General features: G+C 49.0%; 19 protein-coding genes. All 19 read left to right on the plus strand.

Features of this window, described 5'->3' with window-relative positions; genetic code table 11:
* The first annotated feature begins 23 nt into the window (after positions 1 to 23).
* The 19 genes from WH95_RS18570 to WH95_RS18655 are packed head-to-tail and all read left to right on the plus strand — an operon-like array spanning position 24 to position 12,705.
* Positions 24 to 434, plus strand: coding sequence for a phage tail tube protein (locus tag WH95_RS18570; protein WP_046509878.1), 411 nt, complete (start codon positions 24 to 26; stop codon positions 432 to 434).
* The gene (locus WH95_RS18575; protein ID WP_046509879.1) at positions 434 to 796 is read left to right on the plus strand and encodes a gene transfer agent family protein; all 363 of its coding nucleotides are present in this window, start codon (positions 434 to 436) and stop codon (positions 794 to 796) included. The genes WH95_RS18570 and WH95_RS18575 overlap by 1 nt, the downstream gene beginning before the upstream one ends.
* A gap of 23 nt (positions 797 to 819) precedes the next feature.
* Positions 820 to 993, plus strand: a complete 174-nt coding sequence (locus WH95_RS21895; RefSeq protein ID WP_407060152.1) for a phage tail assembly chaperone — start codon at positions 820 to 822, stop codon at positions 991 to 993.
* Positions 990 to 3,494: a tape measure protein gene (locus tag WH95_RS20815; RefSeq protein ID WP_052742151.1), complete on the plus strand. Its 2,505-nt coding sequence runs from the start codon at positions 990 to 992 to the stop codon at positions 3,492 to 3,494. The genes WH95_RS21895 and WH95_RS20815 overlap by 4 nt, the downstream gene beginning before the upstream one ends.
* Positions 3,494 to 4,117, plus strand: a complete 624-nt coding sequence (locus tag WH95_RS18585; protein WP_046509880.1) for a hypothetical protein — start codon at positions 3,494 to 3,496, stop codon at positions 4,115 to 4,117. The genes WH95_RS20815 and WH95_RS18585 overlap by 1 nt, the downstream gene beginning before the upstream one ends.
* Entirely contained in the window at positions 4,114 to 4,662 is a 549-nt protein-coding gene (locus tag WH95_RS18590) for a hypothetical protein (protein ID WP_046509881.1), read from the plus strand. Before WH95_RS18585 ends, WH95_RS18590 begins: the two co-directional genes overlap by 4 nt.
* Complete coding sequence (locus WH95_RS18595; protein ID WP_046509882.1) at positions 4,659 to 5,075, plus strand: DUF6950 family protein; 417 nt, start codon at positions 4,659 to 4,661, stop codon at positions 5,073 to 5,075. The genes WH95_RS18590 and WH95_RS18595 overlap by 4 nt, the downstream gene beginning before the upstream one ends.
* A 1-nt stretch (position 5,076) precedes the next feature.
* The gene (locus tag WH95_RS21350) at positions 5,077 to 6,081 is read left to right on the plus strand and encodes a hypothetical protein (RefSeq protein ID WP_046509883.1); all 1,005 of its coding nucleotides are present in this window, start codon (positions 5,077 to 5,079) and stop codon (positions 6,079 to 6,081) included.
* The gene (locus WH95_RS18605) at positions 6,081 to 8,366 is read left to right on the plus strand and encodes a phage tail protein (RefSeq protein WP_046509884.1); all 2,286 of its coding nucleotides are present in this window, start codon (positions 6,081 to 6,083) and stop codon (positions 8,364 to 8,366) included. Before WH95_RS21350 ends, WH95_RS18605 begins: the two co-directional genes overlap by 1 nt.
* Positions 8,366 to 9,643 (plus strand): discoidin domain-containing protein, encoded by a 1,278-nt coding sequence (locus WH95_RS18610; protein ID WP_046509885.1) that lies wholly within the window; start codon positions 8,366 to 8,368, stop codon positions 9,641 to 9,643. Before WH95_RS18605 ends, WH95_RS18610 begins: the two co-directional genes overlap by 1 nt.
* A 4-nt stretch (positions 9,644 to 9,647) precedes the next feature.
* Entirely contained in the window at positions 9,648 to 9,920 is a 273-nt protein-coding gene (locus WH95_RS18615; protein ID WP_046509886.1) for a hypothetical protein, read from the plus strand.
* Positions 9,917 to 10,282, plus strand: a complete 366-nt coding sequence (locus tag WH95_RS18620; protein WP_046509887.1) for a D-Ala-D-Ala carboxypeptidase family metallohydrolase — start codon at positions 9,917 to 9,919, stop codon at positions 10,280 to 10,282. The genes WH95_RS18615 and WH95_RS18620 overlap by 4 nt, the downstream gene beginning before the upstream one ends.
* 14 nt (positions 10,283 to 10,296) lie before the next feature.
* Positions 10,297 to 10,614 carry a hypothetical protein gene (locus tag WH95_RS18625; protein ID WP_046509888.1) on the plus strand — a complete coding sequence of 106 codons (318 nt, stop codon included), beginning with the start codon at positions 10,297 to 10,299 and terminating at the stop codon, positions 10,612 to 10,614.
* Positions 10,611 to 10,799 carry a hypothetical protein gene (locus WH95_RS18630; RefSeq protein ID WP_046509889.1) on the plus strand — a complete coding sequence of 63 codons (189 nt, stop codon included), beginning with the start codon at positions 10,611 to 10,613 and terminating at the stop codon, positions 10,797 to 10,799. Before WH95_RS18625 ends, WH95_RS18630 begins: the two co-directional genes overlap by 4 nt.
* Positions 10,792 to 11,214, plus strand: a complete 423-nt coding sequence (locus WH95_RS21555; protein WP_052742152.1) for a DUF1353 domain-containing protein — start codon at positions 10,792 to 10,794, stop codon at positions 11,212 to 11,214. Before WH95_RS18630 ends, WH95_RS21555 begins: the two co-directional genes overlap by 8 nt.
* Positions 11,215 to 11,227: 13 nt before the next feature.
* A complete protein-coding gene (locus tag WH95_RS18640) occupies positions 11,228 to 11,503 on the plus strand; it encodes a hypothetical protein (RefSeq protein ID WP_157846019.1) in 276 nt (91 codons plus the stop codon).
* Positions 11,490 to 11,942, plus strand: coding sequence for a hypothetical protein (locus WH95_RS18645; RefSeq protein ID WP_046509891.1), 453 nt, complete (start codon positions 11,490 to 11,492; stop codon positions 11,940 to 11,942). Before WH95_RS18640 ends, WH95_RS18645 begins: the two co-directional genes overlap by 14 nt.
* A 36-nt stretch (positions 11,943 to 11,978) precedes the next feature.
* A complete protein-coding gene (locus WH95_RS18650; RefSeq protein WP_052742153.1) occupies positions 11,979 to 12,389 on the plus strand; it encodes a thermonuclease family protein in 411 nt (136 codons plus the stop codon).
* Positions 12,358 to 12,705 carry a hypothetical protein gene (locus tag WH95_RS18655; RefSeq protein ID WP_046509893.1) on the plus strand — a complete coding sequence of 116 codons (348 nt, stop codon included), beginning with the start codon at positions 12,358 to 12,360 and terminating at the stop codon, positions 12,703 to 12,705. The genes WH95_RS18650 and WH95_RS18655 overlap by 32 nt, the downstream gene beginning before the upstream one ends.
* The last annotated feature ends 126 nt before the right edge of the window (positions 12,706 to 12,831 follow it).

Raw genomic sequence — 12,831 nt, forward strand, 5'->3', positions numbered from 1 at the left:
CTTTTTTTTATGGAGTAAGGAAAATGGCTAAAGAGAGTGGCGTTAAGGTCATCTTAAAGGTTGGTGATGGCGCTGACCCAGAAGCATTCAATGACTTGTCTGGTCAAAAAGACACTCGCATGAGCGGCGCAGCAAATGCGGTTGATGTGTCGGACAAGACGACAGGCGGTTGGGGTTCGACGTTGCCCGGCACCCGGAATATGACGGTCACTTCGTCCGGTTTTGCTGTGTGGCCCGACACGAACGGGCTGCAAATCCTTCGCGCTCATTGGGAAGCTGGAACGAATGTGAATTGTGAACTGATTCTGAATGATTCTGGCAATAAGTACGCTGGCGCGTTCTCAATCACACAGCTTGATATTGGTGGGGCAAATGATGGGGCTACCGAATACAGCGTTACCCTTCAAAATGCTGGTCAGCCTACTTATTCCTGATGGTAAATAAAATCAGGGGCGAAGTTCCGATAACTTTGGACGGCAATAAGTATAAGCTTGTTCCGTCCTTTGAGTGCCTTTGTAAGATCGAAGCGGAAACAGGCATGGGTATTGTTGCTCTGGCCCGTAAAGTTTACGCGAGTGACTTCACGTTAACAGAGATTACTTCGATCATTACCCATGGGCTTAATGCTGCGGGTGAGCCAGCAACCTTTGGTGCAGTTGGCCCGATGGTTGTGGCTTCTGGGGTTCTCTCTGAGGGTGTTCAAACACCTGTCAGATTGTTCTTTGACTATGCCATTACTGGTGGTCAGGCAAAGAGTGCTGAGGGAAACGCGAAAGCGGCGAAGAGTTCGAAGTAATCCCTTTTCGTCGCTATCTCGGTATCGCATCAGGGGTGCTTGGTTGGTCCCCTAACGTCTTCTGGAAATCCACACCGCACGAGTTCTTTGCCTCACTCGAGGAAAGGACAAAATCCAACTCGCCTGATGACAAGTCGGATAGCGAAGAGGATTTCGCACAGTTCCGTCAAAAACTTGAACGAGCAAACGTGATATGAGTGAAATTGAACGGCTTATATGGCAGATCGAGGCGAAGACCGAAGGGTTGCGTCGTGAGCTTAAGAGAGCCGAGCAGTCAGGCGAGAAATTCACTCGTAAGATGGACCAGACGGTTGCGCGGACGAATAGCCAGTTTGCTGGATTGGGTCGGGTTCTATCTGGTGCCGTTGTTCCTGCGTTGGGTGCTGTTGCAGGGGCCTTATCTGTCCAGCAAATCTATCGCTATGCGGAAGCCTGGAAGCAGACGGAAAACAGGTTAAAGCTTGTAACAAACGGCACTGCTGAACTGACTGCCACACAAAATAGCTTGTTTTCTGTAGCTCAGAATACAAGGTCCAGCTTTGAAAGCACTGCGGATCTTTATTCGAGAGTTGCGAGAAGTACGGAAGAATTAAACCTCTCTCAATCCAAGCTTATTGAGCTAACGACGATTGTTAATCAGGCCAGCCGTATATCTGGCGGTGGTGTTCAGGAAGCTGCGGCGGCTGTCCAGCAGTTCGGGCAAGCTTTGCAATCTGACAGGCTTCAAGGTGACGAGCTTCGTTCTATTCTGGAAAACGCTCCCCGGTTAGCAAAAGCCCTTGCTGATGGCTTGGGCGTTTCTGTTGGTGAACTTCGCGCTCTCGGGGCTGAGGGATCATTAACCGCGGACAAGATAGTCAATGCTCTATCTACGCAATCACAGGCACTGCAAGAAGAGTTCGACAAGATCGAGAAAACAGGAGCCGAGGCATTAACCCAGCTTGATAATGCCTTCTTGCGTCTGATTTCCACAATGGATAGGGCAACGGGGTTCTCTAAGGGGTTTGCTAAAGCTGTTAGCGGTTTTTCTGATTTCATTGAAGACGCGGGGCTTGAGGATGCAGAGCAGTCAATTTCGAGCCTTTCGTCTGAAATCGCCGATCTAAAAAAAGAAATAAGCATCTCGGAAAAGATCAGCTTCTTTGGTGGGGACGTTGAAGAGAAAAGGCGGGAGCTTCAAAAGCTTCAAGATATTGTATCATCACTTCGGGGTGACCTAAATAAATCACCCTTGCAGATACAACTCGAATTTGATCTTGATAGTTTGCAAAGAAAAGCGGCAGAAGCCAAAATTCGAGCCACGGAAGAGCTGGAAAAACACAAGAGCAACCTTCTTGATCTAGGGTTTAATGATGTAGACGGCAATGATGCTGTTAACCAAATCAACAAGCAGGTCGTTTCCTTAAATAAGCAAATTATCGAAACAATCAACAACCTCTCGAAGCTCACGGGCGGGCAGCATCCGGGTGGGGCTGTTGCAATCACTTCTACAGCGACTAAAGAAAAGCCCCCAACAGAAGAAGAGCTAAAAGAAGCAGAGGCAATCAAGCGCAAAAGAGAGCAGCTGCAATTTCTGCTTGAGCAAGAGCAGCGTAATGAACGCCAGCAGTTCCTTAATAATCAACTTAATCAGCTAGGTATTGATATTAATCACAAGTCGGCAGGGTCAATTCTTAAGGTCGCTAATGCTCTTTTTGATGTTAGAAAGAAAAAAGAAGAGTTAGCTAAAGCTGATCAGGACAAAAAAGAAGCTGACGCCGAACTTGAGCAGCAAACTAAAGCCGTAAAAGATGTTGAGCAAGAAATAGCTAACATCGAGCGCGAAGTTCAGGCGCTTCTCCAAGGCAAAGAAGCTTACGAAGCATACCAACAAGCCCGAGAGATTGAGCAGGGTTCAGAAGCTATCCGTGAACGCCTTGAGGCATTGGGCCTTGAAGAAGAGCAGATCAATCGTCTGATAGAAGCTTACGAGCGACATTCAGAAGAACTCGACAAAGCAGAAGAGACGTTCAAAAAACGCGAAGAAGCTGTTGAGCGTCAAAAACAGTCAGAGCAGGAGCTTGCCGATATCCTTGAAAACGGTATCGGGCGTTCATTATCCGCTGCGGCAGATGGCTGGGACGCATTGGGCAAGGTTGCTCTTGATGTTTTGGGGCAAATTCTAGCTGAAAGCTTGAAGCTTGAAGATGTTTTGTCTAGCTCCGGTGGTTCTGGTGGCGGTAGCGGTATTTTTGGGGGCCTCTTTAGCAGCCTCACGTCAGGGATCGGCTCTCTATTCAAGTTTGCTGACGGCGGTAAAATCGTTGGTCCGGGTGGGCCACGATCTGATTCAATCCTCGCGGCGGTCAGTAACGGCGAATACGTTGTGAATGCGGCGGCAACAGCTAAGAATCTGCCTTTGCTTGAGGCTATTAATTCAGGAAATATCCCAGCTTTTGCAGATGGTGGTTTTGTCGGTGGCTCTGTGCCTCGTGTACCTGATATCTCGAAATCCATGCAGACAATCAACAACAGCAACCGCTCAAGCTCTAACAATAGCGTGGTTTATAATATTGATGCCCGAGGTGCGGAGGTTGGAGTAGAACAAAAGATCAAACAGGCACTTGATGAACGCGAGCCGTTGATTATTGAAGGGGCTGTTCAACAGGTTCAAGAAGAAAGCTACCGAAGTGGCAGCGGCTATCTGGGGGGGTATTAATGGTTTCGTATCCCCTTACTCTTCCAGCAACACCCGGCATTCGTAATTTCTCGATGAAGCCACTTTCAGCCGTCGGCATGAATGTGTCCCCCTTCACCTTCTCTCAAGAGGTTCAGGTAAGCCAAGGACAACAATGGACAGCGGAATTTGATTTACCACCGATGCTGAGGGTCCATGCTGCTGATTGGCAAGGTTTTATGTTGGGTCTTAATAGCTCTGAGGGCACGTTTCTTATGGGTGACCCCGATGCAACAGAGCCGCTTGGAACACCGACTGGAACGCCTGTTCTCGATGGGAATCACGCCGTAGGGGTCAGAGAAATCAACATCAAAGGCTTAACAGCTAACTCAACGGGCAACCTGTTACGTGGTGATGTTATCCAGATCGGTAGCGGATCAAGTGCAAGGCTGCATCGTGTCGTTGAGGCGGTCAATGCCGATGCAAACGGCAAGGCAACCGTGGGTATTTGGCCTTTGGTTAGGACAGGCAGGGCAGACAATGAGCCTGTTGTAACTTCTGGCGCTGTTGGTCTATGGCGTCTTGCCCCAAACACAACGGAATGGGCTTCTGACGTTATTGGCCATCACAATATCTCTATCAAGTGTATCGAGGTGGTGCCATGAGCGTTGAAGACACATTCTCCTATATTGAGGATAATGATGTTTTCTCGCCCATTATTCTTGCTGAATTTGATTTTGATCCTACGCCCGTCCGAGTTTTTACGGGCCTCGGAGAAATAGTCTGGCAAAGCAAAGCGTTTACCGGAATTGGTAATCTGGGTGAGATATCAAACCCTCAAGACGGCAATGATTTAAGAGCAAATACCCAAGCTTATCGTTTAAACGGGATTCCATCTGAATACCTGGGGATTGTCTTGACTGAGAACTATCAAGGTCGGCGGTCAAGGTTGTGGCTTGGCGTTCTTGACGAATACGGACAATTGGCGGGCGATCCTTATCTAATTTCTGATGGGCGCATGGATACGGCGACCATTGAGGACAATGGCGATACTGGCTCGATCACGATACAGGCTGAGACAATTCTTATTGATTTAGATAGGCCGCGCGAACGCCGATACACCCACGAAGACCAGCAAGATTTGTACCCCGGAGACAAGTTTTTCGAAAAAGTCACCGCAACACAGAACAAAGAAATCATCTGGAAATGACGAGATTTGAAGACTGGCCCAACCAGCTAAATCGTTTTGTTGCGGATTGGCTGGGCAAAAAGCACGTCTGGGGTGCTTCTGATTGCTCGATTATGTGTCTGGATTGGGTCGAGCGGGCCACAGGTCGAAAGGTCGGTGAAGATGTAGCGGGTTCTTATGATAGCGCAGCCGGGGCTTTAAATTTTCTTGCAGAAAATAACTATGAAGACCTTGGGGATATGGTCACCGATCGGCTTGGTTCAGAGCCGATTGACAGAGCCTTTTTACAGCGGGGAGATATTGCGCTTGTCGATTGCCCTAAAGCCCGTGAAGGCATTGGGGTTGTCACTGGCTCTCATATTCTGATCGTTGATATAAAGCAGGGTGGATCACTGATTCCGCTCTCTCGGGCTATTGCCGGATGGAGGCTGTAACGTGGGTGGAATTGTTGCGGCTGCTGTCGCTGCTGTTGCCGGGGCATTAGCCAAAGCCAGCATTGGTGCGCTTATAGCCAAGGCTCTGCTTGGCGCTGCTCTTAACTTCGGGCTTTCGGCTGTATCTAATGGTCTGTTTGGTAAAAAGGCGTCTGCACCAAAACAAAAGCAGTTTGGCTCGTCAAGAATATTGACATTTCGTGAACCAGTTCAATCGCGAGATGTTGTCTATGGTGAGGTTCGCAAAGGCGGTTCGCTTCCTTTTGTCGATACAAGCGGAAGCTACCTCTACATGGTTTTGGCTTTAGCCGGACATGAAGTTGATAGCATTAAGGAAGTTTATTTTGCTGAGGAAATCGTTCCTTTGGACGAAAACGGCAATGCTATTGGCAAATACGCCGGATATGTGAAGATTAATAAGCATTTGGGTGGGCCAAATCAGCAAGCCGATCCTGATCTCGTCGCGGCGTTTCCAGACTGGACTGAGGACCATAAAGGCCAAGGCGTTGCCCACATTGTAGCTCGTCTTAAATATAATCAGGACAAATTTCCAAACGGAGCACCAACGATTTCAGCCCTTATCAGGGGCCGAAAAGTCCAAGACCCTAGGACGGGTCAAGTTCAGTGGAGCGACAATGCCCAGCTTTGTATTGCTGACTACCTAAAAGACCCGCTCTACGGGCTTGATATTGATGACTATAACTTACCAGAAGATAGTGTAATAGCTGGGGCTAACGCCTGTGATGAGACTGTGGCGATTGAAGGGACGAGCCGCGCCGTTGCGTTGCCCGAAGCCAGCTTTTCACTTGAATATGACCTAAGAACGGTTTGGGAAGATCCACCACCAAGACAACGAGAAGAGGGCGGCTCTGCTTCTGATAACTTTAATGGCGGCGGCGGCTTTAATGAAACTGGCGGTGGCAATTCAGGTGGTAGCAGTGGCGGGCATCCGGGCGGCGATGGCGGTGGCGGTGGATACGGCGGCGGCGCGGGGGCTTGGACGTAATGCCATACGTAACAAAAAACAACGGCCCCACATCATATGTCAATCTTGGTACAGATCTTGGTTTGGAAACAGGGGACAAGGTTAGGGTTGCCAGCACTGGCGATCTGCCAGACCCGTTATTGGTTGATACTGACTATTATATTATCCGCTCGTCAGGCACTAAGATAGCCTTTGCTGCAAGCGAAGCTGATGCGCTCAATGGCGCTAAGATTGAAATCTCTGGCGGCTCAGGGGCGATGACCGTGATGCCGAGAGAAGTTTTGCTCGTAACTGACAAACACGCCTTGCGTGATGGTGATGTGGTCAAAGTGTCCAGTACTGGTGATCTGCCAGACCCGCTTGACGCGGTGACGGATTATTATTGTTCCGTTCTCTCAAACAAAAGAATTAAGCTTTCTGCAACGGCGAATGGTTCTGCTATTCAGTTAACAAGCCCTGGTACTGGCAGTTTGTCGATTAAGCGGTCTGGAACGCGACGTTATCGGCTTAATGGTGACTTTGAGAGCAATTTAAAGCCACGCGAAATAATACAAAACATGCTTACTTGCTGCGCGGGCGACCTAATTCCGTCGGGCGGGTCATGGTATATCCAGCCCGGTGTGTGGGAGCCGCCGACCATAGAGCTAACAGCAGATGATTTTCGAGGACCGATCAAAGTAAGCCCGAGGACAACAAGGCGTGATCTATTTAATGCCGTTAAGGGTAAATATATCAGCCCTGACAATGACCATCAGCCCGCTGATTATCCTGTTGTCCGAAACGCCACTTATGAGGCGAGAGATAACGGAAAAGTTATCTATAAGGACTTTGATCAGAACTTTACAGATTGCCCGTGTCAGGGGCAGCGGGTCGCAAAGATAGTTCTTGAAAAGGGCGCTCAACAAATAACGGTTAATTTGCCTTGCAAGTTACGGGCAATGAAAGTAACGCCGGGCAAAAATGTGATGCTTACCCTGCCTCGTTTCGGGTGGGACAAAAAGTATTTCTTTGTAGAAAAAAGAACTCTGGTAACTGAAAAGGGGGCCAACGGCGTCCCTGTTTTGGGTATCGATTTGGTTCTTCGTGAAACTGCGCCAGAAATTTACGACTGGAACTCAGGTGAGGAAACAATTGTCGATCCCGCGCCAGACAGTAATTTACCTTCGCCGTTTGATGTTCCGCAACCGGGCATTCCGTCAGTCACTGAGGAATTATATAGGTCGCCCGGGGGTGGTCTAAAAACAAGAATTACCTTTGAAACAGCGGTCACGGAATGGCCGTATCCCCTAGAATACGAATACGCTTTCTCAATCAACGGGTCGTCTCTAAAAATTATCCCGAAAAATAAAAACCCGAAGGTGACAGTTCAGGATGTTGATAGTGGTGATATTTATGTAAGCGTTATAGCTTATAACGCTCTCGGGGTGTCTTCTTCGAACGCCGAGTTTATAGGCAAAATATATGGCCTGACCGCACCACCACAGCCTTTAAGTGAGGTTAATCTGCAAAAGATCGGCGGGCTGGCTTACATCACATGGAAAGCACTAAGCGAGCTTGATGTGGTGTTTGGCGGGCGCGTCTTAATCCGTCATTCACCCAAGCCGTTAAGTGAAGCTCTTTGGGAAAATTCGGTTTCTATCGGTGAGCCTGTTGCTGGAACCGCTGGTTCTGTTGCTTTGCCATTGCGGGCGGGTACATACCTTCTAAAAACAGAAGATAGCGGCGGCAGAAGAAGCACTGAGACAGCCAAGGTCGAGACCGATGGGGCGGGGTTGGTTGCATATAGCCCGCTTACATATGTCCAAGCTCATCCCGCTTGGTCTGGCGAAAAAGATGGCACTGTGCTGCGGAATGGCTCTCTGAGGCTGTCATCGCAACAGCTTATTTCGGAAGTCGATCTAATTTCGGAGATTGAGTCCTTTAATACGCTCGGCGGTATCAGAGAAACGGGAAAATATCGCTTTGCGTCTGGGATTGATCTGGGATCAGTAAAGCCTGTGAGGCTTCGCGTTGAGGTCGATGTAACGGGATACGACGAGAGCAATAAAATATCCAAGCGCGGATTGATATCAACGTGGCCCTCAATCCTTGGCGACATGACGGGCGACGTTGAATGTGACCTGTGGATCACGACGACAAACGATGACCCGAACGGCGGTTCTCCTGTGTGGTCGGACTGGAAAAAAGAAGTCGGCTCAGAACATAACGTGAGGGCTTTTGATTTTGAATTGCGACTCAGATCTGGCGACGAAAACACCAACATAGCAATAAACGAATGCACCATTTACGCTGACGAGGTTTCCTGATGGCACAGCATAATGACTTGATTATAGACGACCAGACGGGATCTGATTTCCTGCCTGATATAAATTCGATCTTAATGGCGATCTTAACACAAAACTCCGGGAATGATGAGCCGCCTGCAACTGTTCCCTTTATGTATTGGGCAGAGCCAGACACAGATACACTTTGGCAGCGAAATGCAGCTAATGATGGGTGGGTTAATAAGGGGGGGCTGTCGACTGCACTGGGGGTGCTTGCAAGCAAAAACACCGTCAGCACAGCAGAAATAGATGACGGTGCGGTCACATCTGCAAAATTATCTCCTAGTATTTCGCTCGCATCAACCGACCAAGTAGCCCGCAAATCAATAGCCCTACTCCAATTCAACCAAATGGCGCAAAACAACTACACGCTTCAGAATAAAGATGATGGCGTGACAGACGTTTTTGCAGATGAAAGTGGGGTGGATACTGGCGCCTCTACGAACCAGTCATATAGCGCTGCGGGTGATTATTACGAAGGCATAGGGCCAGTTGGTACGGATGCAATCCCTACTATGACAGGGGCCTCAGCTCCGTCCGGTACGGCTTCGGCCTCTTCTGAATACGATGCCTCATATTCAGCATGGAAAGCCTTTGATAACAACAGCACGAATGATTTTGTCTCTCTTGCTAATGATATTCCTGGCTGGATTGAGTATGATTTTGGAATTGCTACAGCTATTGGTGGCTACACTGTAACCGGACCGCCTGCCGCAAACCTTACCCGCGCCCCTAAAGATTTTAAGCTTCAGGGTTGGAATGGATCTTCATGGGTTGACCTGGATACTCAGACAAATGTGACAGGTTGGACCGACAAACAAAAGCGTTCGTATACACTGATAGGCTCTGCGAACTACGCAAAATACCGCCTATACATCACATCCTTAAACGGCGATGTTTATCTTCACATAAACGAGTTTGAGCTTCTAGCGGCAGGTGATGCGGTAAACATGACTATTCAGTCTGCGGCATTTGCAGCAGATACAGTCCCGACGGAGATGGACCTATTTATATGGCAGGAAGATATCGACGCTATCACGCTGAACACTGATCTCAAGGCATATGTCAGTAGAGATAACGGGGCAACGTGGACGCAAGGAACGCTTGTTGAAGAGTTCTCGGCACCTGTAGGCCGGATCTTATCGGCTCTTGATGTTGATATTTCAGCCCAACCTTCCGGCACTTCGGTGAAATGGAAAATCGAAACCCTCAACACCAAAGCGCAGCGTATTCGCGGTGTGGATCTTCAGTGGAGCTAAGAGAATGGCAGTAGCAAGACGTAAAAAGCGGGGAAGCGCACCAACCCTCCCTAAACGCGATTTCATGAGGTTGTTCACGGACAACGAGCGCCGAGCGATTATCGGGGCGGCAATGCAAAATGTTGATATTGCCGATTGGAAAGACGGGCTTTTACTGGCTGATGATATCTGGCTGGATCACCCTGATTTGCTCTCTGGTGTGACTGCAATTGTCGCGGCTGGTTTACTCACAGAAGCGCGTAAAGATGCCATTCTCGCAGGGGAAACGCCGACATGATCAATTGGCCAGATTACCCCAACTTCTCTGCTTCTGAATTTACCTGTAAATGCGGCTGTGGTCGTGCAGATATGAAGCCTGAGTTTATGGCAAAGCTGCAAGAGCTTCGTAATCAGGTCGGGCCTCTGGAAATCACAAGCGGCTTTCGGTGCCGGAATCACCCTGTGGAGAAAAACAAGAAGCGGCCCGGCGCGCATTCTGCCGGACTGGCTGCGGATATCGTTCCGCTCAAATCAAGGCGTTACGATCTACTTACCACCATTAGCGACATGCGTTTTAAGGGTATTGGGGTTGCTAAGACTTTCATTCACATAGACGAGGGCCACCCCTACGCATATCGCCCTGCGTCATGGAGTTATTAGGGAAGTTATTGACCATGAAAAACATATTGATGACGGTCGCTCTTGTAGCGGCTTTTTTTGTGTCTGCTTGCACGACACCGGGTGGTAATAAGCTTACACCTGAGCAACAGCTACAGCTTACTTGTGACGGCATTTCGTCCACAATCAAAGTTCTGGCCGGATACCGCGCAGCAGGGGAGCTATCCGAAGACTCTGTTAAGCTGGTTAATGACCTTCGCCCGTCAACGGTTGCGCTTTGCGATGGCTCTGTGACTGATTACCAGAGCGCGTTAACAATACTTTCCAACACCGCTTTCACTCTTCTCACAATCCGTAAAGGGGCTGAATCATGAGCGCATCAACGCTTGCAACAATTAACGCTTTGTTTGAAGTCGGCATGTTTGCCTTTAAAGCATATCACGCTGTTCAATCCGGTGATAAGACGCCAGAGCAAATTCGCGCTGAATGGGACGTGATCAAAGGAAAAATGGAAAGCTCTTGGGATGCTTGGGACGCAGCGGGCAAAAACAATGGCTAAGGTGTATGAGTTCACACCTGAATACGATCTGGCCCAGATCAAGTCATCGCGTCCCCCAGGAGCGGTGCTGGTCTGGGTGTCGCCCGAAGATCCCGACAATCCCTTTACGGCTGCTTGCGCCCACAAGATCACAGGGCCAAGAGGAATGGACGTGATTGTGCCGGGGGGCTTTAACTACGACGGGGCCTCCGCGCCTCGTGCACTATGGTGGTTTATTCCAAGGGCTGATGCGCGTTTCTTTCGGGCGGCAACTTTGCATGATCTACTTTATGCAAGCCGGGAAGGCTCCCGGGCGGTTGCTGATGCGATTTTGCGGATCGTGGCAGAACAAGACCGGATGCCGTGGCTCAAACGATGGGCAGCTTATATCGCAGTCAGGCTTGGTGGTCGTGCTGCTTGGGACGATGACGATTAACAAAGGGGTGCCGATGCCCAATCAACTAGAGAGTCGCGTCAAAGCGCTCGAAGAGTGGAGAAATAAGCAGATGATTGTCCAGGCGCTCTCGGAAAACAACATGAAGCATATGGACGAGAGGTTTGATCGTGTAGAGAATGCCATAAAGGGGATCACGGACAACATCAAAGAGATTACAGAGAGCAAAAACAAGGTCGGATCTCGTGTCCTTTGGATTGTCGGCACCGCTGTTATAAGTGCCTTTGTAATGTTTGTCATAAACGGAGGGCTTTCTATTGCGCCTTCTTAATAATAATTATGCTTTTTGCGCTTTGCTAATCTTGGCCGCCGCACCTTTAGTTATAACGGGATTGAAGGCCCTAATCCCTGCATCACACTGGATGGAAGTGCAGAGCGTCGTTGTGTCTGACGCGAAAGCAGGGAAAGCGCCCTTGCTATCTGTCGAGAGATCAATCCATAAAAAGTTTACTGCAACGTGGGTTGCCGAGATCCACAAAAAACAGCCTTCCGGCGTTTTCGCAACAACATGCTTTCAAGATGGCAAAAATGTTTACACGCCAACTGACAAGCTGCCGGATAACATAGACTTAAATTGGTGGACATATCCCACCGTGTGCGATCTTGGTGAGGGTGAATATCGGATGGTCACTGTTTGGGTGATTGCCCCTGAGAACTTCCCGGCAAAGCGCGTCGAAATCGCATCAAATATATTTAAGGTCATTCCTTAGGCTGGATTACATAGTTGAATCCAGTTAAAAGAGGTAATGCTTAAATACCTCACAATCATTCCCTTCTTATTTATGCCTCCCGCATTCGCCGATGGGCTAACAGTTCCCGCCGATGTTATATCTGTTTACGACGGCGACACCTTCAAGGCTAAAGCGCATCCGTGGCCCGGCATGTCAATTGATGTTTCTGTAAGGGTAAACGGTATTGATACCCCCGAGATTAGGGGCAAGTGTGATGGGGAGAAGCAAGCCGCAATCGCAGCCCGTGATTACGTGCGTGAAGTGCTTGGGGGGTCGGTAATTCTTAGAAACGTCAAGCACGGAAAGTACGCCGGGCGCGTTGTTGCTGATGTGTATTTGACGGATGGCCGCAGCCTGACAGAGCTTTTAATAGCGTCGGGATTAGGCCGGACTTATGATGGCGGCAAGCGGTCTGGGTGGTGTTGACCGTCATAAACGTTCTCTATACGTTCTATGGATGACGCACGACTCATACATCACCACCCAAAAGCACGGCTTCTACAAATTCACTGTCTATGATCATTCAGGCCGGATTGTTAAAAAGGAAGTGATCGTCAAGAACGACATGGAACGACCCGCTTTAGAATACGCCTATCGGTTACTGGAAAAGCAAACCCGTGACGGCCTTGGCGGGATGGTCGGGGTGACAGGGCCTAAAATACACAAGGTCGTTTATAAGAATCAGGGTGACGTGGAGCCGTCTGAAATGATGTTTGATGATATGGATTGTTGGGTGGAGTGAAGGGTAATTTAAATAGTTAATCATGCATTGCATGAAAAACTCGCAATTATAGTCTGCTGGCTGATTTGTTTAAGTGTTTGATTTTTTAGGAAAAGAAGTGGTGCCTCCACCAGGACTTGAACCCGG

This window comes from Kiloniella litopenaei (assembly GCF_000982415.1).
In the GTDB taxonomy this organism is placed as follows: domain Bacteria; phylum Pseudomonadota; class Alphaproteobacteria; order Kiloniellales; family Kiloniellaceae; genus Kiloniella; species Kiloniella litopenaei.